Annotated in this window: 13 protein-coding genes; 8 read left to right on the forward strand and 5 right to left on the reverse strand. The window is 53.9% G+C overall.

Features of this window, described 5'->3' with window-relative positions; genetic code table 11:
• Window positions 1–8: 8 nt before the first annotated feature.
• Entirely contained in the window at window positions 9–1,247 is a 1,239-nt protein-coding gene (locus H142_RS0100975) for a pilus assembly protein TadG-related protein (protein ID WP_017930220.1), read from the reverse strand.
• Window positions 1,248–1,482: 235 nt separating this feature from the next.
• Here H142_RS0100975 and rpsD point away from each other — a divergent pair, with 235 nt between their 5' ends.
• Entirely contained in the window at window positions 1,483–2,100 is a 618-nt protein-coding gene (gene rpsD / locus H142_RS0100980) for a 30S ribosomal protein S4 (protein ID WP_017930221.1), read from the forward strand.
• Between the two features lie 760 nt (window positions 2,101–2,860).
• Here rpsD and H142_RS13840 read toward each other — a convergent pair.
• Complete coding sequence (locus H142_RS13840; protein ID WP_017930222.1) at window positions 2,861–5,338, reverse strand: ATP-binding protein; 2,478 nt, start codon at window positions 5,336–5,338, stop codon at window positions 2,861–2,863.
• Between the two features lie 212 nt (window positions 5,339–5,550).
• On the opposite strand from H142_RS13840, the gene H142_RS0100990 reads away from it, so the two are divergent.
• The 7 genes from H142_RS0100990 to H142_RS0101020 all read left to right on the forward strand — a co-directional run bounded on the left by H142_RS0100990 (window position 5,551) and on the right by H142_RS0101020 (window position 14,668).
• A complete protein-coding gene (locus H142_RS0100990; protein WP_156811845.1) occupies window positions 5,551–7,299 on the forward strand; it encodes an LbtU family siderophore porin in 1,749 nt (582 codons plus the stop codon).
• A gap of 101 nt (window positions 7,300–7,400) precedes the next feature.
• Window positions 7,401–9,263: a DUF885 domain-containing protein gene (locus tag H142_RS0100995; RefSeq protein ID WP_017930224.1), complete on the forward strand. Its 1,863-nt coding sequence runs from the start codon at window positions 7,401–7,403 to the stop codon at window positions 9,261–9,263.
• A gap of 168 nt (window positions 9,264–9,431) precedes the next feature.
• Window positions 9,432–10,535, forward strand: coding sequence for a recombinase RecA (recA, locus tag H142_RS0101000; protein WP_017930225.1), 1,104 nt, complete (start codon window positions 9,432–9,434; stop codon window positions 10,533–10,535).
• A gap of 128 nt (window positions 10,536–10,663) precedes the next feature.
• Window positions 10,664–13,318, forward strand: coding sequence for an alanine--tRNA ligase (gene alaS, locus H142_RS0101005; RefSeq protein ID WP_017930226.1), 2,655 nt, complete (start codon window positions 10,664–10,666; stop codon window positions 13,316–13,318).
• Between the two features lie 68 nt (window positions 13,319–13,386).
• Window positions 13,387–13,953 (forward strand): RNA polymerase sigma factor, encoded by a 567-nt coding sequence (locus H142_RS16020; RefSeq protein WP_026147683.1) that lies wholly within the window; start codon window positions 13,387–13,389, stop codon window positions 13,951–13,953.
• The gene (locus H142_RS0101015; RefSeq protein ID WP_017930228.1) at window positions 13,940–14,299 is read left to right on the forward strand and encodes a DUF6768 family protein; all 360 of its coding nucleotides are present in this window, start codon (window positions 13,940–13,942) and stop codon (window positions 14,297–14,299) included. The genes H142_RS16020 and H142_RS0101015 overlap by 14 nt, the downstream gene beginning before the upstream one ends.
• Window positions 14,300–14,308: 9 nt before the next feature.
• Window positions 14,309–14,668 carry a VOC family protein gene (locus tag H142_RS0101020; RefSeq protein ID WP_017930229.1) on the forward strand — a complete coding sequence of 120 codons (360 nt, stop codon included), beginning with the start codon at window positions 14,309–14,311 and terminating at the stop codon, window positions 14,666–14,668.
• 169 nt (window positions 14,669–14,837) lie between these two features.
• Here the strand turns inward: H142_RS0101020 and H142_RS0101025 are convergent, their stop codons facing one another.
• The 3 genes from H142_RS0101025 to H142_RS0101035 are packed head-to-tail and all read right to left on the reverse strand — an operon-like array spanning window position 14,838 to window position 20,386.
• A complete protein-coding gene (locus H142_RS0101025) occupies window positions 14,838–18,032 on the reverse strand; it encodes an amidohydrolase family protein (RefSeq protein ID WP_017930230.1) in 3,195 nt (1,064 codons plus the stop codon).
• 36 nt (window positions 18,033–18,068) lie between these two features.
• Entirely contained in the window at window positions 18,069–19,448 is a 1,380-nt protein-coding gene (locus tag H142_RS0101030; protein WP_017930231.1) for a M28 family metallopeptidase, read from the reverse strand.
• Window positions 19,449–19,486: 38 nt separating this feature from the next.
• The gene (locus H142_RS0101035; RefSeq protein ID WP_026147684.1) at window positions 19,487–20,386 is read right to left on the reverse strand and encodes a fatty acid desaturase family protein; all 900 of its coding nucleotides are present in this window, start codon (window positions 20,384–20,386) and stop codon (window positions 19,487–19,489) included.
• Window positions 20,387–20,393: the final 7 nt, after the last annotated feature.

A 20,393-nucleotide genomic window follows, 5' to 3' on the forward strand; every position in this document is an offset into this window, starting at 1 on the left:
TGTCTATGTTAATGAATTAACCGCGCCGATGTTTTGCTGAGTCTTTGCGCTGAATCGCGGTTATAATTATTTTTGCTCGCGGAAATCGCGAATGTCCCGCTACCTACTATTTTTAAATTGTGGACAACAATAGTTGCAAAACTTTGTGTGTCAGTGCTATGTTGTGCCGCGCCGATGACTTCAAGACTTTGGCGGGGCAAATAGATGGTGCCTGGCAGGTGAAGTTCGCCTCGGCCTACAATTTTACTGCCCTGGCCTAGCGGTTCGGAAGAACTTTGGACGACGCTAAAACCTGCAAGGGGGCCATTCACCGGCGGCGTCGTAATCACATCGCCATTTCCGGTAACATCAATACTAGAGGCGCCTTCTAAGACAAATGCAACCTCTTCGCCCACAATAGAGCCCCCGCCCTTTATGTCTATATGGCCATCTTTCATAATATAAATACCTGGCGTAAGCGTCACCACTGAGCCCCTATCAACGGCTATGCCGCCGCAATATGTACCGGGCTTAAGCGTCATCGAACTGGATACAGAAAGCCGGGTATAATCGCAGGCACCAGCGCGCGGGATGTCCAGCGACGCGAAGGGATCAGGCACAACCCCGCAAGCGGTCTTTGGCGCGTGTGAAAAGCCTCTCTTAGCGGAAACGCCTCCGGCTACGCATATGTCTTCTGCTTGTATTGAAGAGTTGCCGACAAGCGAGATTGCTTTTGGCGATGTGGAGTTGACTTGAATGCTGCAATTCTTGGTTTCAAACGTGGCGCTGCCGCGGACTTCAAATGAGCCGTTACCCTCGGGGTCAAGCACATAGAGGCATGCTGTATTTTCATGGACCACTTTTGCAACTGCGCGCGCACCCACGGTCATATCGGACGTGGCAAAAAGATTGGAAAATATGCGCGGAACACCGGATGTCAGCCTTACGTCAACGGTTTCGGACTTTGCATTGACATATACGGCGCTGGAATACCCGTCTATGTTGATATCATTACCGTGAAGCACGTAATCTTTGGCGGTCTCTTCGGCCTTAATCTCGACATCATGTCCGCCCTTGCCCAGCAAAAGCGCCCCGCTCAAAGCCGCCGCATCCGCTGCGTTCTGAAGTTTTGCTTCCTGCGAGCGCCAGACATTCATATCGACAATCATCGCGCTGCCCGCTAAAAGCGCAAATGAGCATCCGACAAATAAAATGGTCAGATTGCCTTGCTCATCTTTCAAGAAGGTTTTTAATCGCGATTTTAACATAGTGCACTCCCGGATTCACGCACGATATTAGATGTTAAGGATTAAAGGCCCGCCAGTATATATGGTTAACAATGTGTTTTTGCGTCAAAACACGGACAGTTTTATGCCCTTGACCCTAACTTTAATTGCACTATTAAGCAGCCATCTACGGGATGATTGGTATCCGCCGTTGAGATCGCTGCGCTGAATAGTCTGCGCGAGCCGGAGCCAGTTAAGAAGAAAGGGCCGCAAGCCCATGTCTAAACGTATTCAAGCCAAGTATAAAATCGACCGCCGCTCCGGTGAAAACATCTGGGGCCGTCCAAAATCACCAGTCAATAAGCGCCCTTATGGTCCGGGACAGCACGGCCAAGGCCGTAAGTCCAAATTGTCTGACTTCGGTATTCAGCTGCGCGCCAAGCAAAAGCTTAAAGGCTATTACGGCAATATCCTCGAAAAGGGTTTCCGCCGCGTCTATACCGAAGCCACGCGCATGCGCGGCGATACATCCGAAAACCTGATTGGCCTGCTGGAGAGCCGTCTGGACGCCGTGGTTTACCGCGCGAAATTCGTCCCGACTGTCTTTGCGGCGCGCCAGTTTGTTAATCACGGCCACGTCACAGTGAACGGCATTAAAGTGAACATCCCGTCTTACCGCGTTCGCGTTGGCGACGTCGTTGAAGTGCGCGAAAAATCCCGCACAATGGCGCTGGTTCTCGAAGCTCTCGAATCTGCCGAGCGTGAAATTCCTGACTATGTCGATCTGGATCCCAAAGCGATGAAAGCGACATTTGTCCGCATTCCTAGCTTTGACGAAGTGCCTTATCCGGTGGTTATGGAACCCAACCTCGTTGTCGAATTCTACTCCCGCTAATCGCCGCAACATTGATTACGAAAAGCCGTCCTTTTGGGCGGCTTTTTTGTTGGGCTAAGGGGGGCGTTGGCGGGTATCCGCCGTTTCGGAGTGTGGATGAATCTTTCTTCTTCCCACTAGTTCTTACCCGGCTCATCCCTGCGAAAGCAGGGATCTATTCTGTGATGCTATGAATGTTATTATTGACAATAATTTATTATAAAACAGTTGGTTAAGTTTACAGACCTTAGTTGACAGCTATCGCAAAAGGTCCCTGCTTTCGCAGGGATGAGCGGAAGTGGAGAGATAGTCAAAACCGTGGATATATATTTATCTATCCCCGCCTCCTCATTCTCTCCTATGTTTAAACTGTCTCTTGTGGCGGGCCGGGTGTCGACGTTCGGTAACTTATGAGAGATCGGTATTGGATTCGGGAGAGGTGGGGTTACGGCCTACATCAAACGGGTTTGGGTCTGTGACCTCGCGTGGGACACAGCTCTTAGTGTGATGCTCATGCCCCGACAGGGGAGGGCCGCGAGATATCGCCGCGAAGTCATCTCTTTGCGAAACACTTACCCTTACGGTCTCCGGCAAGGAGACGGCTTCGCGGAATGAGTCCGCACATTTTAATTCCCGGCTCGTCCTACGGACGAGACTCGCCTCTTGTTTTTGTGACGACCCGATGCGTCATCGCACGGTGGTGCGTGACTATGATTATGGCCTTGGCCCGTCAGCTTTCGTATGTCGTAGGCCGGATAAACTATCGCGTAGAGAGAAGCCCTTAATCCTCATCCGCGAGTTCGCGCTTCACCCTTTGCGCGAGTTCGAGCAGGGTGAAGGGCTTGGGCAAAAATGTAATGTCGGGATGCTCGGAGAGAATATCGGAGAATTCTTCCTCTGCATATCCGGAGATGAAAACAATTTTGGCATCGCCCAAAAGCGCGCGGCCTTTACGCAGCAGGGTTGGGCCGTCCATGGCTGGCATGACAACATCGGAGACCATCAGATCGAATTTATAATCTCCGCTTTCAAGGATTTCATAGGCTTCTTCGCCGTCTCCCGCCTCGATCACCACATAGCCGCGTTTGCGCAGGGTTTTGGCCGCGATCGTGCGGACATTTTCCTCGTCCTCGACAAACAGGACCGTGCCCGATCCGGCCAGATCGGAGGGCTTATCCGCGGACGCTCTGGACGCAACCGCCGCCGGAGCGTCTGCCGAGGGTTTTTCATCCGTCGCAGGCAGGTAGACGGAAAATGTGGTGCCTTTGCCCGGTTCGCTATCCACCGTCAGATGACCGCCGGACTGCTCGACAATGCCGTATACGGTCGCCAGACCCAGCCCCGTGCCTTTGCCTTGCGCTTTGGTCGTAAAGAACGGCTCGAAGATTTTTTCCTGCAGCTCTGCGCTCATGCCGGTGCCGTTATCGGTCACGTCAATACGCACAAAGCGCGCCCCGGACGCGGTCTCGATCCCGCGCTTTTGAAGGGCGTCATTTCCGGCTTCATGCGTCGAGATGATGATCAGGCCGTCGCTCTTACCGTCCAGCGCGTCGCGGGCATTGACGCACAAATTGACCATCACGGTTTCAATCTGCGTGCTGTCCGCCTTAATGGCCGGAAGATTGCGTCCGTGACGCATGTCGATTTTAACCCGCTCAGCCATGACCTGCCGCAGCAGAATATACATGTCGGACAGGGCGTCAGTGACATCCAAAACTTCGGTGCGAAGGGTCTGTTTGCGCGAAAAGGCCAGCAGCTTTTTGACCAGACCGGCTGCGCGCGTCACCGTTGAATTGATTTTCTGTAGCTCTGGATAGGACGGATCGCCGACAGGGTGACGGCCCAGCAATTCGTCCGTATTGAGCCGGATCGCAGTGAGGAGATTATTAAAATCATGGGCGACGCCGCCCGCCAGCTGTCCTACGGCCTGCATTTTACGGCTTTGGACCAGCTGGTTTTCCAGATCCTTTCGGGCGCTGACATCGATAATATAGGCCGTGATATGGGCCGCGTCGCGACCGAAATAGACATGGACAGGGCGCGGTTTTTTACCGGCCAATACGGCGTCATAGGATTGGGTGTCGCTGGGCGTGAAATCGGCGTTGAGGAAGACCGGCGCCGTGTCGCTGACATCAAAGAGTTTCGCGAAAGCCGTGCCCGTATGCATATCCGCCTCGCTCATGTTCAGCAGGGCGCTGTTGATTTCGCTGAGGGTTGCGTCCGCAATGCGCTCGCCGGTCAGCGCGGCAACGCCGAAGGGCGCGCCGCTCTTGGCCCGTCCGGACATGGGGCTGTGCGCGCTATCATCATTGCCGCGGGGCAGGGTGGGAGACGTCGTCCCCCCGGCGGCCGGACTGGAGGAATGGCCATATATGGCGACGCTGGCAAAAGCCTGTCCATCATCCAGCGTAGACCAGTTTCCGGTCAAGACGGCCGGCGTGACCAGCCCTTTGCGCGTGATCAGCCGCGTATCATAACGCACAATGCGGCCGTCCGAGCGCGGACTGTCCAGAAGGCTTCCGGGGTTTTCGATAAATTCGGCCATCAGCTCAGGCATGCTGTCTGCGCTCAAGCCCAGCCAGCGGCGCAATATCGGGTTTATCGCGAGGATTTCTCCTTCCGCCGTCACGGAGAACAGGCCGACCGGCGCATGAGTGAGCGATTGGACATTCGAAAAATCCGCCCCGGTTATGTCCTCAATTTGCCAGAGCTGGCCGCGGCCCAAGCCAGAGACCTGCACGCGGAAGCGGTGAAGTTGTCCGTCCCGCCCGATAGCGTCTATGCGTTTTTCGGCGTTCTGCGTCTCCGTACGTTTGTGATGTAATTGAAAGATCGCCGCGTCATCGGATTTAATCTTACTGCCCAGAAGACGGTCAATCGTTGGCGCTGTGCCTGAAAGGCCAACAACGCCGAGCTTTTCCGCCAGCTTCATATAGGCCGGATTGGCGTAGACGGGATGTCCGTCCCGCGTAACAAGGCTCGGCTCTTTTATCTTTTCCAAGGCGGCGGCGATAAGACTTTGATCGATCGCTTTGCCGGCCGGTTTGGCGGCCACAGGGCGGGCTATTGTCAGGGCGAGCATGACGATCAACGCAATCACGGCGACGCCGATCAGCAGGGCGAATGCCAGCCAGCCCAATAGGGGCGCGTTGAGCGCAGCAGCGGTGGCGGCTGCGAGCGCAATTATGGCGCAGAGCCACATCACATAGGCGGGACGCCGCCGCTCGGACGGTTTCTGATCTGTCTCATAGATAGACATGACTCTGTTGCTCCCGCCGGTTCATATTCTGCAAAGTGATTCGGTCATAGTCGCTGTGTTCGCGCCGTTGGCAAGAGCCAGGGCCAAAATTTGCACCCTAAATATGGGTTAGGCAAGCCGCGCTAGTGACTTTTTATTAACCATCTTTGTAAGGGTGGTTTTAAGCCTGCTTTGGTAATGGCGGATTAAATATTTTCTGGGTGGGACCTCAAATGATACAATTATCACACATAAAGCCGGCTATGAAGCGCTCGCCGCTCAAGACATTGGCGCTCTGCAGCGCCGCTGTTGCGGCGTTAACGGCTCCGGCGCTGGCCGGACAAAGTGCGATGGCGCTTCGGGGACACTGGAATCCGCAAACGGCGGCTGTACCGGCGAATGCCGTCGCGGCGTCGCAAGCTTATTATAGCGGCGAAATCGGGTGTAACGCTTATACGCCGTGCCAGATACAGACAGATGGGACGCAAACGCCATATTCAAGTGGGCAGGCGGCTGTTGACGCAGGACATTATGCACCGTCAGGCTACCCGCCTCAGGGCCCCTCGCCGCAAGGTTCCGCGCAATATTCAGGACAGACGCAGCCTGCGCCGACACGGCTTAATATATTTGGCCTCCGCGGCCGCAAGGCGGCGCCCGCCTATGCTGCGCCGCAATATGCTTATAATGATACGCGTTTTGATGTTGGCGGCGTAACCGTTCGCACCAGCGCGGCCCATACGGATCGTATGCTGGACTGGCAGGAGAACACGACCGGCAAGACGGTCACATTATTGCAGCACCGCCGCAATGGCGTGCTCGCGCCTAACTCGCTTTATATCGGGGCCGGTATCAAAGGCGGTTTCATGTATCAACAGACAGAGAATCCGGGTCAATTCCCGCTCTTGTCGCGATTTCCGGACTTCACCAACCGCACGGATGACCGCTCCGGCGTCTTTGCCATTAATAATGCAGCGCTGGCAATCACATCGACATTTGGAGATTGGACAACGATTTATTTACAGCCGGAATATTCTGAGACGGAATTCAAACATTCACAGGATGAATTCCAGCTGCGCAAAGCCTATGTCACATTCGGTAATCTGGACCGCACGCCTTTTTATGCTGCCTTTGGCCGAAAAACGATCGATTTTGGTAATTTTGATGGATATAACCCCTTCACTCAGACCGAAGCCCAGCACTATTTCTGGGCCGTGGCCGATCAACCGGTTCTTGAACTGGGGTTTTACAAAAACGGTCTGAAAGCCTCAGTTTCGGCCTTTAGCGGCGGACGGCAACTCCGCACAGCCTTTGCCGACGAAGAGAACAATATCCAGAATTATGCGGCGAGCGTCGAGAAGGAATTCCTGTTTAATAATGGCGGCGCGCTAACCTTCGGGGCCAGCTATCTGCACGACACAATCTACCGTGATAATTTCACGGCCCATACGTTCCAGGATAGACAAACCGGTACGCCCCCGGCTAATTTTATCAACTATCCTAACGCTGCGGCGTCGGCCTTTGTCGAATATAATCATCCCTATATCGATCTGATGGTTGAATATACATCGACATTAGAGCCATGGGCGGCGGCGATCCCGCAGGCACCGGATGGAACAGTCGTTCCGGAATATGTGAACGCTGACGGGTCGCTGAACTTTGACGAGAAGCTATCCGTCTTGGTCGCGCAGGCCCGGATTAAGCCAACGATTTTAGGCAAAGTCACGCCCATCTCTTTAGTCACAAGCTTCGGCAATATCAGCGATAGTGATTATGTCGGCACAAATGGTTTTGGCGGCGAAGTCACATTTGACGAAAACCAGCAGCATGTGATCGGCATAGAGCGCCATATCAGTGAATATATCGATTTCGGCGCAGAATATGTCTTTAATAAAGGCTTCATTCCCTTCGTTGCGCCGCAAGTGGTGTCAAATGCGGATACGGAGGCGCATGCCGTTAATATCGGCTTCAAAGCGCGCTTTTAGCCGCCTTAACTCATCTTACTGTGGATGTCCGTTACTGCGGGCCTTCACGCGGGCAGATATTCCCGTTACAGTGATCCCAAATTTAATAATAAGGGATTCCTATGCGCAAGATACTTATCAGTTCAGTTTCAATACTTATTCTGGCCGCCTGCCAACCCTCCGGGACTCCGGTTTCACCTGACGCCAATGTTACGGTGCCGGCCGAGCAGGTTAGCGCCGCACAAATCGCTCAAAACGATCAAGCCATTAACGCTTTTTTCGAAACAAAATTCGAAGAAGGCCTTATGCGTTCTCCGATGAGCCAAACCTATCTAGGTATTCGCACTATGCCGGATTACGGTAAATGGGATGATGCGAGTGAGGCCAATGAAGAGCGCGAGCTTGAGTTTACTAAAGAGACACTCGCAGACATGCGCGAGACATTTGACCCTGAGAACCTGTCCGAAGGTGCGGCGCTGTCCTACCGCCTTATGGAAGAACAGCTCGAAGATGAGATTGCGGGCTATAAATGGCGCAATCACGGCTATTCATTCAACCAGATGTTTGGCCCGCATAGCGGCATTCCGGCTATGCTCATCAATCAGCATATCGTGACAACCGAAGAACATGCCCAAGCCTATATTTCGCGAATTAAAGCTATTCCGGATTATTTGGGCACGATTGTAGACCGCACCAATGCGCGCGCTGAAATGGGCGTACAGCCTCCGGCATTTGTTTACGACTTGCTGCAATCGGATGTCGCAAATTTGCTCAAAGGCGCGCCGTTCACCAACGGTCCTGATCACAGCCTATTGGCCGATTTTAAAAAGAAAGTTGCCGCGCTCGACCTTCCGCAGGCTCGCAAGGACGAACTGATTGAAGAGGCGCGTCAGGCCCTGCTTGATGACTTCCAACCCGCCTATGTCAAACTTCAGGCCAGCCTGAAAGAACAGGCCAAAACGGCAACAGTTGATGATGGTGCGTGGAAGCTTCCCGAAGGTGATGATTATTACAGCTACCGCCTGAAACGTATCACGACCACTGATATGACGGCGGACGAGATTCACAATTTGGGTCTTAGCGAGACGAAACGCATTCATGATGAAATGCGCGAAATTATGAAATCAGTCGGCTTCGAGGGGACTTTGCAAGAATTCTTTGTCTATATGCGTACGGATCCGGACAGTAAATTTACTTATCCCAACACAGCCGACGGCAAGCAGACATATCTAACCGAAGCCAAGCGCCTGATCGATGTGATGGAAGGCCGTCTGGATGATGTCTTCCTGACTAAGCCTAAAGCGCGCATGATTGTCAAAGCGGTCGAGCCTTTCCGCGAGAAGACGGCCGGTAAGGCGTTTTATGACCGCCCCGCACCGGACGGCTCCAAACCCGGTACATATTACGCCAATCTGTATGACACGTCGCAAATGCCGACCTATCAAATGGAAGCCCTAGCTTATCATGAAGGCATTCCGGGTCACCATATGCAAATCGCTATCGCGCAGGAATTGGAAGGCGTACCGAAATTCCGTAAATTTGGCGGTTACACAGCTTATACCGAAGGCTGGGGTCTATATTCAGAGTTCCTGCCCAAAGAGATGGGCTTCTACCAAGATCCCTATTCGGATTTTGGCCGTCTCGCGATGGAGCTGTGGCGCGCCGGACGTTTGGTCGTCGATACCGGACTGCATGACAAGCAATGGACGCGCCAGCAAGCCATTGATTGGCTATCCGAGAACACGCCCAACCCCCAAGGCGATATTGATAAAGCCATTGAGCGTTATATCGTCATGCCGGGGCAGGCGACAGCCTATAAGATCGGCATGATTAAAATTGTCGAACTTCGCGAAGAGGCCAAGGCCGAATTAGGCGAGGCCTTCGATATCCGTGAATTCCACGATGTCGTGCTTAAATCAGGCCCCGTGCCGCTTGTCGTCCTCGAAGAGCGAGTTAACGCCTGGGTCGATACAAAGCGCGGCTAGGCCGCTAATCAGCTCCGTCGGCCTCCATTTGGCCGGCGGAACAAAATTAGAACATTTACACTTGCGCTATGAGAACAAAGTGAGTACATATGATTCTCGGCAGTCCGTTCACAGCCGGAATTTTATTACGTGATCAAAGGGCTCTGGTCACGGCGCAAGGAGTATGACATGGCAAAGTCTAAAGGTAATCTGCAATTGGTAGGTCAAGTGGACGATAAGAACAAACAGGCGGCGCTGGACGCGGCTTTAAGCCAAATTGACCGGGCCTATGGTAAGGGCTCCGTAATGAAACTCGGAGCTAAGGACAGCGTTGAAATCGACAGTGTGTCCACCGGATCGCTGGGTCTGGATATCGCGCTGGGTATTGGCGGTTTGCCGCGCGGACGCGTTGTTGAAATTTACGGGCCTGAATCATCCGGTAAAACAACATTAGCTCTGCATTGCGTGGCCGAAGCGCAAAAAGTGGGCGGCGTTGCGGCCTTTATTGACGCGGAACATGCGCTGGACCCGATCTACGCCTCCAAGCTGGGTGTGGATGTCAATGAGCTTTTGATCTCACAGCCTGATACAGGCGAGCAGGCATTGGAAATTGCTGACACATTGGTGCGCTCCGGCGCTGTGTCCATTCTTGTTATTGACTCTGTGGCGGCTTTAACGCCGCGCGCCGAGCTTGAAGGCGATATGGGCGACAGCCTGCCGGGCTTGCAGGCCCGCTTGATGAGCCAGGCTTTGCGTAAACTCACCGGCTCGATTTCAAAATCCGGGTGTCTGGTTATTTTCATCAACCAGATCCGGATGAAAATCGGCGTCATGTATGGCAGTCCGGAAACAACATCAGGCGGTAATGCGCTGAAATTCTACGCCTCAGTCCGCCTTGATATTCGCCGTATTGGCGCGATCAAGAACCGTGACGAAATTGTCGGCAACCAAACCCGCGTCAAAGTGGTCAAAAACAAGGTTGCGCCGCCTTTCCGTCAGGTTGAATTTGACATTATGTATGGCGAAGGCATTTCCAAGACCGGCGAGCTTATCGATCTGGGCGTGAAGGCTGAGATCGTGGATAAATCCGGGTCATGGTATAGTTATGGCGATCAACGTATCGGGCAGGGGCGCGAAAATGTGCGCCAGTTCCTTCTGCAAAACCCGGATATGGCTGACGATATTGAGCGCCGCATCCGCGCCAATGAAGGCTTGATCGAAGACGAGTTGCTTGTGCCCAAAGAAGAACAAAATGATGATATAGATGATAATGTAACCGCATTAGGCGCTTAAGGCCCTCTAATCTTCAAATTACAGTAAAGAGCGCTTGGCTTGACCAGGCGCTCTTTTTATATGAAGCGGACTGAATTCATCGCGGCGCAAAATTCTGTATTCATGCCCCGCTTTATAGAGCCCGTTTTATGAGCCGTTTAAAAGACATACGCACCGAGTTTTTGTCCTTCTTTGATAACAACGATCACAAGATCCTGCCGTCCAGTCCGCTTGTCCCCGATAATGACCCGACCTTGCTGTTTACCAATGCGGGAATGGTGCAGTTCAAAAACTATTTCACGGGTGACCAAACGCCGGCGACACCGCGCGCGGCGACGTCGCAAAAATGCGTCCGCGCCGGCGGCAAGCATAATGATTTGGATAATGTCGGTTATACGGCCCGCCACCACACCTTTTTCGAAATGCTGGGCAATTTCTCATTTGGCGATTACTTTAAGGAGGACGCGATCAAATATAGCTGGGATCTCATGACCCGTGATTTCGGCCTGCCCAAAGACAAACTTTTGGTGACGGTCTATCACAGCGATGACGAGGCCTTTGATCTGTGGCGTAAAATCTCCGGATTGCCCGAGGACCGAATTTTACGCATAGCCACATCAGACAATTTCTGGGCCATGGGTGATACCGGTCCGTGCGGCCCGTGCAGCGAGATTTTCTTTGATCATGGCGACCACATTCCTGGCGGCCCGCCCGGCAGCGCGGATGAGGATGGTGATCGTTTTATAGAGATATGGAACCTCGTCTTCATGCAATATGACACGCAGGCTGACGGTTCACAGGTTGAGCTTCCCAAACCCTCAATTGATACAGGTATGGGGCTGGAACGCATTGCCGCAATCTTGCAGGGCAAACACGATAATTACGATATTGATCTGTTCCAAAATCTGATTGCGCGCTCCGTTGATTTGACAGGTGTTAAAGCACAGGGAGAGGCCAAGTTCTCCCACCGGGTCATTGCGGATCATTTGCGCAGTTGTTCATTTTTAATGGCAGACGGAGTAAGTCCGTCCAATGAGGGGCGCGGCTATGTACTGCGCCGTATTATGCGCCGCGCCATGCGTCACGCCCATATCCTCGGCGCGAAAGACCCGCTCATGCACCGCCTCGTCCCGGCCCTGGTCAGCGAAATGAATGACGCTTATCCTGAGCTTGGCCGCGCGCAGGCCAGTATCGAAGCCACATTTGAGCAGGAAGAAGAGCGGTTCCGCCGCACACTCGGCCGCGGCACAGCTTTGCTTGAAGACGCCACGGCGGACATGAAGCAGGGTGATATTTTGGACGGCGAAACAACATTTAAACTCTACGACACTTACGGCTTTCCTATTGACCTGACCCAAGATGCGCTGCGCGCCAAAGGCATCGCTGTCGACGAAGCCGGTTTTGAAGCCGCGATGGAACGTCAAAAAGAGGCTTCTAAAGCCGGTTCAAAATTTGTCGCTAACGAGGATAAGCAATTTTGGTTAAGTGTTCTGTCAGTGAATGGACCAACGAAATTTGTCGGATATACTGACTTGGAATGTATGTCAGAGATAACTGGTGTTTCACCTACGTTAAACAATGAGAGGGATATATCAGACTATCACTTTGACGCCGTTCAAGGCGATTTTTTAACTTTTGCTACAAAAAAAACTCCATTCTATGCGGAAGGTGGTGGTCAAGCTGGTGATATTGGCATTGGAATTACAGAAGATGGTTCTTCAGTAGAAATTACTGATACTGTAAGTATTCACGGACTATACATACATGTCGGCAAAGTTGTTGACGGAACCATAAGGGTTGGTCAGCAGGTTAAGTTGACTGTCGACTCCCATAATCGCCATGAAACCAAGAATAATCACTCCGCCACCCATATTATGCACGAAGCGCTGCGCCGTGTTCTTGGCCCTCATGTCGCTCAAAAAGGCCAAATGGTGGACGGCGAGCGTATCCGCTTCGATATCTCACACGGCGCCGCCATTACGCGGCAGGAGCTGGCCAAGGTTGAAGATGAGGTCAATGCCGTCATACGCCAGAACGCGCCCGCGCAGATGAAAGTGATGAAGCCGGAAGAGGCTATTGCGGCGGGCGCTGTGGCTCTGTTTGGAGAAAAATACGGTGAGGAAGTCCGCGTTCTGACATTGGGCGACGCGCTTGATGAAGATGAAAAAGCCTATTCGATAGAGCTGTGCGGCGGCACTCATGTTGATCGCACAGGCGATATTGCCTTGTTTAAAATCGTGTCCGAAGGCGCGGTCGCAGCCGGAATCCGGCGCGTCGAAGCTGTAACCGGAGAAGCCGCGCGTCAATATTTAGAGCACCAGGCCGCGCTGACCCGCGAGGCCGCAGATAGGCTTAAGATCAAGCCTGAGGACGTCCCTGCCCGTATCGCGGCGCTTCTTTCTGATCGTAAGCAGCTAGAAAAAGATCTGTCCGAAGCGAGAAAACAGCTTGCTCTGGGCGGCGGCGGCGCGGCCAGCGGGCCGGAAGATATTAGCGGCGTTCAGGTTATTGCGCGCATTCTCGACGGCGTGTCGGGCAAGGAGCTTCGTCCTATGCTCAATCAACAACTCGATCAATTGGGTAGCGGCATAGTAGCCTTTATTGCGCGCGAAGAAGGCAAAGTCGCCGTGGCTGTCGCGGTCTCCGATGATCTGGTCGGGCGGTTTAACGCGGCCGCATTAGTGAATGCAGGCGCGCAGAAAGTCGGGGGGCGCGGCGGCGGTAAACCCGGCATGGCGCAGGCGGGCGGTAGCCAGCCTGAAAATGCGCAGGCCGCACTCGACGCGATAAAAGCCGCAATTTAATTTACCGCCATCTGAACCTTTTTGCCGTTTTGCCCGACTTACAGGGTGAGACAGCAGGGTGAGGGATAATGATGGACCATAAAAACAAACCGCCAATGACGCCTGCTGTCATGACCGCGCTTGCGGATTTGGCGATTATAGGGGACCGCCCTGCATTTGAGCGGCTTTACGCGGCGTTGCATCCGCGCCTTTTACGGTTTGCATACCGTCGGTGCGGCGATGCGGAGATTGCGCGTGACGCCCTCCAAGACAGCGCAGTCACCATGGCGCGAAATATTCATCGCTTAAATGACCCTGCCGCCATATCGCCTTGGGCGTATACAATCGTGCGTCGCCGCGTAGCGGACAGGATGAAAGCATTGCCGCCTGCAACCGAAGAGCTAACGGCTGGCATCGTCTCGTCTTCATCGTCCATAAGCCCTGAAGACGCTCTGACCACACGCGACGTGCTCGCGGCGCTCGCGTCTGTCGACAGAGAATTACTGACCCTTTTTTATATAGATGGCCTCACGGGCGGCCAGCTTGCTGCGGCACTATCTATTCCCCTCGGCACTGTGAAATCGCGGCTATTTCGCATTCGAGAAGAGTTCAAATCCCGTTTTAACCATGAAGGAGACGAATATGCCCAATATTGATAACCATATCACCAGCTTACTTAATGACGCCAAGACAGACAACTTTCCGGAAAGCGAAACCGGCTATTATGCTGAGGCCTTTGCGAGCCTACGCGGCCCCGATAGCGCAATGATGAAATTATCATGGACGGGGATTTTGGTCTTTAGCGGCCTGCTTATCGTCTGCATCATTAAATTCTTTGGGGCAGATAATACGCGCGATCAGATATTCTTCGCGGCTGCCGCTATCTTGCTTAATTCCTCACAAATTGCGGTCAAGCTCTGGTTCAATATGAGACTCAACCGCCTTGCCATTATGCGCGAGTTAAAAGCGGTGCGCCTTGCCCTTGCGGAAGAGCAGGCGTAATATGGATTTATGAGTAATCATCACAAAATCCATTATATAGAACTCCCGGCCATTGATCTGGGGGCTATGAAAACCTTCTATAGCGCCGTCTTTGGATGGACATTCACCGATTATGGCCCGACCTATGCGTCCTTTAGCGGGGCGGGTATTGACGGAGGTTTCGATACCGCCGGGGGCGGGCGCAAGCCATCCAAGCAAGGCGCGCTCGTGATTTTGTATTCGGACGATCTGGAGGCCAGCTTGGCCGCGCTCACGGCACACGGAGCGGAGATAACTGTCCCCATTTTTGACTTTCCCGGGGGACGACGGTTTCATTTTACCGATCCGAGCGGCAATGAACTGGCCATTTGGACCGAGCCCAAAGCATAGACACGATTTGGTAGGCTAAAGCCTCAATACAAAATCGATAATGTTTTTGCAAAAACCGTATCGCCGATCACAGTTGACGCCTTTGGACTTTCTTATAGGGCGGTATTGTCGTCTGACGGCTATAAAATGGTTTGCAGAGGCCGGACGCATAACGCCCGGCCCGTATGAATTACTCGCCGCCCTCAAACCAATAGGGAAGGCGTGTGCGATTGCCGGTAAAGACTTCGTTTAATGTCCCGGATTCGTAGAGGCGCCCGCCAATCATGACATGTTCAATGTCATCGGTCTGGCGTATGTCCTCCAGCGGGTTCCCCGATAATATGACGAGGTCCGCCAGCTTTCCTGTTTCCAGAGAGCCGATATCATTGTCATAGCCGAGGAATTTCGCCGGATTAATGGTGGCGGTTTTTAGCGCTTGCAGCGGGCTCATTCCGCCGCGCGCAAAGGACCAAATCTCCCAATGCGCCCCGAGGCCTTCGCGCTGTCCATGCGCGCCAATATTAACCAGCACGCCCGCCTCCATCAGTTTTTTTGCACTGGCCGCGCTTTTGGCGTCTGCATAATCACCCACGGGCGCCATTTGGCGGCGTACAGAACGGGCTTCTAATCTGCGGGGCGGAACGTGCCTGGACAAGATGGGATGCGTCCACACATCGCTTTCCTGATAGTAATAATCCTCGCCGCGCACACCGCCATAGGTCACGACCAATGTGGGTGTATAGGCGACTTTGGATTGTCCATAAAGCTGCACAACATCGTCATAAATATCGAGCGTCGGCAGGTTGTGTTCAATCGAAGTGTTGCCATCGACGACCATTGACATGTCCATGTGATAAAGTGAACCACCTTCGGCGACGACAGCGATATTCTCCTTACGCGCGGCGGCGACAACCTGTTGACGCTGATCACGACGGGGCTGGTTATAGTTCTTCACGCTTTTCGCGCCTTGCGTGGCAAGTCGTGTGACGTGTTCCTGCGCGTCATCGGCATTGGTGATGCTGGCGTAAAACCCGGGGGCTTTCGCGCCGTAAATCACTTCGCCGGTCGAGAATATTCTCGGCGCCAAAATAATGCCGGCACGCTGCATTTCGCTGGCCGTGAAAATCTCGCTGGCACGGCTGGACGGGTCGTGAATCGTGGTGACGCCGAGCGCGAGATGGGCTTGCGACGCCCAGTTTTGCTGCGGCACGATTTCATCGCTGCCTTGGGGGCCATGAGCATGGGCGTCGATAATGCCCGGCATGATAGTTTTTCCGGTGACATCGACTGTGACCATACCGTCAGGAATAGACACGCGGTCGGCTGCGCCGATCCGCTCAATCCGGTCGCCATTGACGATAATCACGCCGTTTTCAATGACGCCGCCGTCATCGCCGTTCATGGTGATAATGCGCGCTCCTGTCAGCGCGACAGAGCCTTCGGGGCGAGCCGCTTGCACCGTGCGAGCCAGGGCGATCCCGCTTTTGGGCGGCGTATAATCCTTGTCCATTGATGCCACGTCAGCGGAATAGAGCGTCGGGCCGAGCGACCAGTCAAGACGCTGCCCGTTTGGGCTCCAGCTTGGCCAAGTCGCGCCGTTAATGCTGACCTTGGTGACCGGAAGAGTCTTTGATGATGGCCCGGTCGCAATCGTCGCTGCGCCGACAGGGGCGGGCATGACAAATAGATTATAGTTTTCGCGAAAGGCGATATTGCGCTCATCAGGAGAGACATAAAAGCTCTGCGCCAGCGTCGATGTCGCATGGGTGCGCATGTCATTGCCGCCCAAATCCGCGCTGACCAAAGCGCGGGTATCATCCTGTGATTTTGTCGCGAAAACCCTATCGCTATCTGCGCCGAAATGCGGGTCATTACCGTCGCTCATAACGAATTGCGGCGGGCCGCCGATGCGGGAATAATAAATACCGGGATCACGCGAATATTGCGGATCCAATGTGCCACCGCCTGTGCTGCGCTCAAATACAATGGCTGTACCGTCGGGGGAGAAAGCCGGGCGCCGATAATGGCCGGGCGTATTGGTCACGGTGGTGATCGCGCCGCTGGCGATATCCATGACGTGCACGCCGCCAAGCGTTTGGTCATTCCAAGTGGCAAAGGTCAGCTTTTTCCCGTCGCGTGAATAGGCCGGATGAAGTTCAAACATATTAGAAGGCAAGCCCGTGACGCGCTGCGCCGCGCCGCCGCCGGATTTTTTATAAAGCTTGCCAAGACTTTCAAATAAGGAACTATTGCCATCCGGCGAGCGGGTCGCAAAGCGCACCATTTTTGTCTGAAATTGCTTCGGAGCAACGTCGACTTTGGGCCGCGGCGGGGCCATGATTTCGCGTCGGTCATTAACGCGGAAGTCAACCGTCTGCACAGCGCCGCTGGTTATATCGAGCTTGCGGATTTTACCGCCGGCCCAGAACAGCAAATGGCGGCCATCGGGTGTGAAATCCATATTGGGATAGACGCCTTGAACGGCCCATGTTTCCTGCATGTCCTGGTCAAGTTCATCATAAACCTTACGTGTTTTCCCGGACTCGAGGTCCATAATATAGAGTTTGGACTGGGCGCGTTCCCGGCGCACATAGGCCATGGACCGCCCGTCCGGTGACGGGGTTGGGCGCACTGCACCGCCGGCGCCGCGCACGACGGTTTTAACCTCACCGGTCTTCATGTCGTAGCTTTTTATATCAAACAGCGCCGTATTACTGTCCTGGGCATATTCAAAAATCGGGCCGGAGGTTGTATTGGCCGTATAATAAAGCAGACTGCCATCGGGGCTAAATATCGGCTCGCCGATTTCTTTCTGGTGCGCCTCGCTTGGCTTTTTCGTCAGCTGTACGCCGCTACCACCTTGCGTGGAATAGAGCCACATTTCGCCTGTGCCCAAAGAGCGGCTGGTCGTGAAATGCTTACGCGCTGCGATAAAGCGCCCGTCCGGGCTCCATGTTGGATTGTTCAGAAGGCGAAAACTCTCATCCGTAACAGCGCTCATATTGTCGCCATTCACATCCATAATCCAGATATTATCGCCGCCCCCGCGGTCGCTGGTAAAAGCAATCTTTGATCCGTCAGGAGAGAAACGCGGCTGTATTTCCCATGCCATGCCGCTGGCAATTGATTTGGCTGTGCCGCCGGTTATAGGCATGGTATAAATATCGCCGAGCAGGTCAAAGGCTATGGTCTGACCATCAGGGCTCACATCTAGGCTCATCCATGTGCCTTCGGTAACGTCAATCTTGACGGAGTTTTTTGCGCCGGGCGGATTATTAACGTCCCATTTCGCGTCTTCTTTTGTCTCGTCTGCCATAACGGTTTGCGCGGTGATTAAGCCCGTCGCAAAGAGTGCTGTTCCGGCCAAAAGTGTAAGTTTTCTCATGCGGTTTTCCCCATTTTTATTAAATTAGGTTTGGTATTAAAAACGCCCGGCTGCGCCCGGAAAGACGACGGGTGTTTCGCTCCCGTCAGGGGCGACGGCGGAGACGCCGAAATAGTAATTATCGATGACGAGGTTTTCAAATGTCCACTCATCAACATTGCCAACATAGCGGCTATTCGTCCACTCGGGCGCGGTGGTCGCGCGCCAATGCACGCGGTATCCCATCAGATTGCCCGCGCGCGTTCCGGACGGGCGATCCCATTTAAGGGTCGCCGAGGCCGTGACAGCGCCGCTGGCTTCGACATTTTCCGGAAAGGGCGGAGCTCCCGCCATGCCTGCGAGCGTAATGGCGTTCAGTCCTGTCAGTTTTGCAGCATAAACTTTATCGACGCCGTCTAATGTGTCGCCATAGACGCGGCCGTCCTCAACGCGCAAATCTTGATGCTGACGGTCATAATGTTCGTGCGTTTCCATGATGCGGATTCCCGGAATACCGACGGCGTTAAACGGGCGGTGATGTCCGCCGCGTGCAAAACGGTCGAGGCGGTAGACCATCATAATGTCCAGATTGACCATATACTGGTCACCCAAATATTTGACGTAGCGGGACAGGTTGCGTGACGGACTGTCGACTTCGCCGCCGGTGAAGCGGCGCGCGCGCGCCTCTTCGGGCGTCTCCGTATCGCGCGTGCCTTCGCTGAACACGCGCACGACGGAATTATTGACCACGCCGTCTATGCCGGAAATATTGGAAATCATATCATTGTTTAAAACGCCTTTAATTTCCCACCCTTGATCCAGTGCATGGGCGGCGACGATCTTGCCCCCGAACAAGCCCTGTTCCTCGCCGGACAGGCCTGCATAGACTATAGAGCCGGCGAATTTATATTTACTCAGGACGCGAGCGGCCTCTAATACGCCGGCCATGCCTGAGGCATTATCATTGGCGCCGGGGCTGTCAGATGTGCCGTCCAGCGGATCCGTAACGCGGCTGTCAATATCGCCGCTCATCATCACCATGCGGTTGGGGTCCAGCGTACCGCGCTGTATCGCGATGACGCTGACAACTTCGGTGCGCTCGGGTATGCGCGTCTCGCCTTCGACAAAACCGCTGACGTAAAAGACTTCGAGGCAGCCGCCGCATTGCGCGCTAATAGTCTCAAATTCAGCCTTGATCCAGCGCCGCGCCGCGCCAATGCCGCGCGTGTCTGACTGGGTGTCCGACAAAGTATGGCGCGTTCCGAAACCGGCCAGGGTTTCAATGTCGCTATATATCCGGTCGGGGTTCGGCGCCGTGGCAATATCGTATAATGTCATAACCTCTGAGGGCGGCGCTTTCTGGGCAGCGTCGTCATGGGCGTAAGCAGGGAGCGCCAAAGTTGCGGCAAGCGCTATAGAGGCCAAAAGTCGTTTCATAATATCTTTCTGAGAGTTCAGCGTTTATTTTGAATATATTACCCGGTGCTGGCGGCGGCAAGCACGTCTGCATAACTGTTGGACCGAGTCATCTGCGTGCCGAAATTTTGTATTAGCTGCCGATGGGCGGCGCGCAGGTTAAAGCAGGGCACATACATAAAGGCATGATGCTCGACGTGGTAATTAACGTAATAAGGCGCGATTATCGCGCGCTCAAGCCAGCCCGCCTGTGTCGTGCGGGCATGTGTTAGCGGATTGTCATCGTGGCTGGTCAGAGCATGTTCAGCAATATTGCGCACGCGCAGCACCCATTGGAACCATGTCAGAAGCGGAAGGGCCCACAACGCAAAGAAGAGCGGCCAGATGCCTAGCGCGGTAAATATAGCCAGCAGCACGGCTTGCGCGCCAAGAAAGCCGAACACTGAGACGTTGGAAAAGGCGCGGGTCTTGTCACTCTTGGTCAGCATTAAGATTTGCTGCGCCCGCAGTTTCAGCCCGGTCAAGCCTGACAGATCTCTGAGCGCTTTGCGAAACAGGCTGCCGCGACTGACGGGAAACGGCGCAGACAGGCCAAGATCCGGATCCTCTGCGGTCTGTGTCAGCGCATGATGTTTGAGATGGTATTTACGATAGCCCTTCAAGTCTGTGCCGATGGGATAGGCTAGACAATAAGTGCCGATGAATTCATTTGCCCGCCTGGATTTAAACAAAATGCCATGCGCGGCGTCATGCATCAAAATAGCGAGGCCCAATTGACGTGACCCAATGACGATAACTGCAAGTAAATAGGTCAGGGGGTGGGGCAGCAAAACCACCAGTGCCACCATAGCCACGATAACGCCCCAGCAATGGGCGACGAGCCATGCGCCGCGTAAATTTGAGCGCCTGGCAAGCAATTTCAACGTCGCTTTAGGGAGGTATTCGCGTTGATTTGTCATGATATCG

Origin of the sequence: Robiginitomaculum antarcticum DSM 21748 (assembly GCF_000365025.1) — a bacterium.
GTDB lineage: Bacteria > Pseudomonadota > Alphaproteobacteria > Caulobacterales > Maricaulaceae > Robiginitomaculum > Robiginitomaculum antarcticum.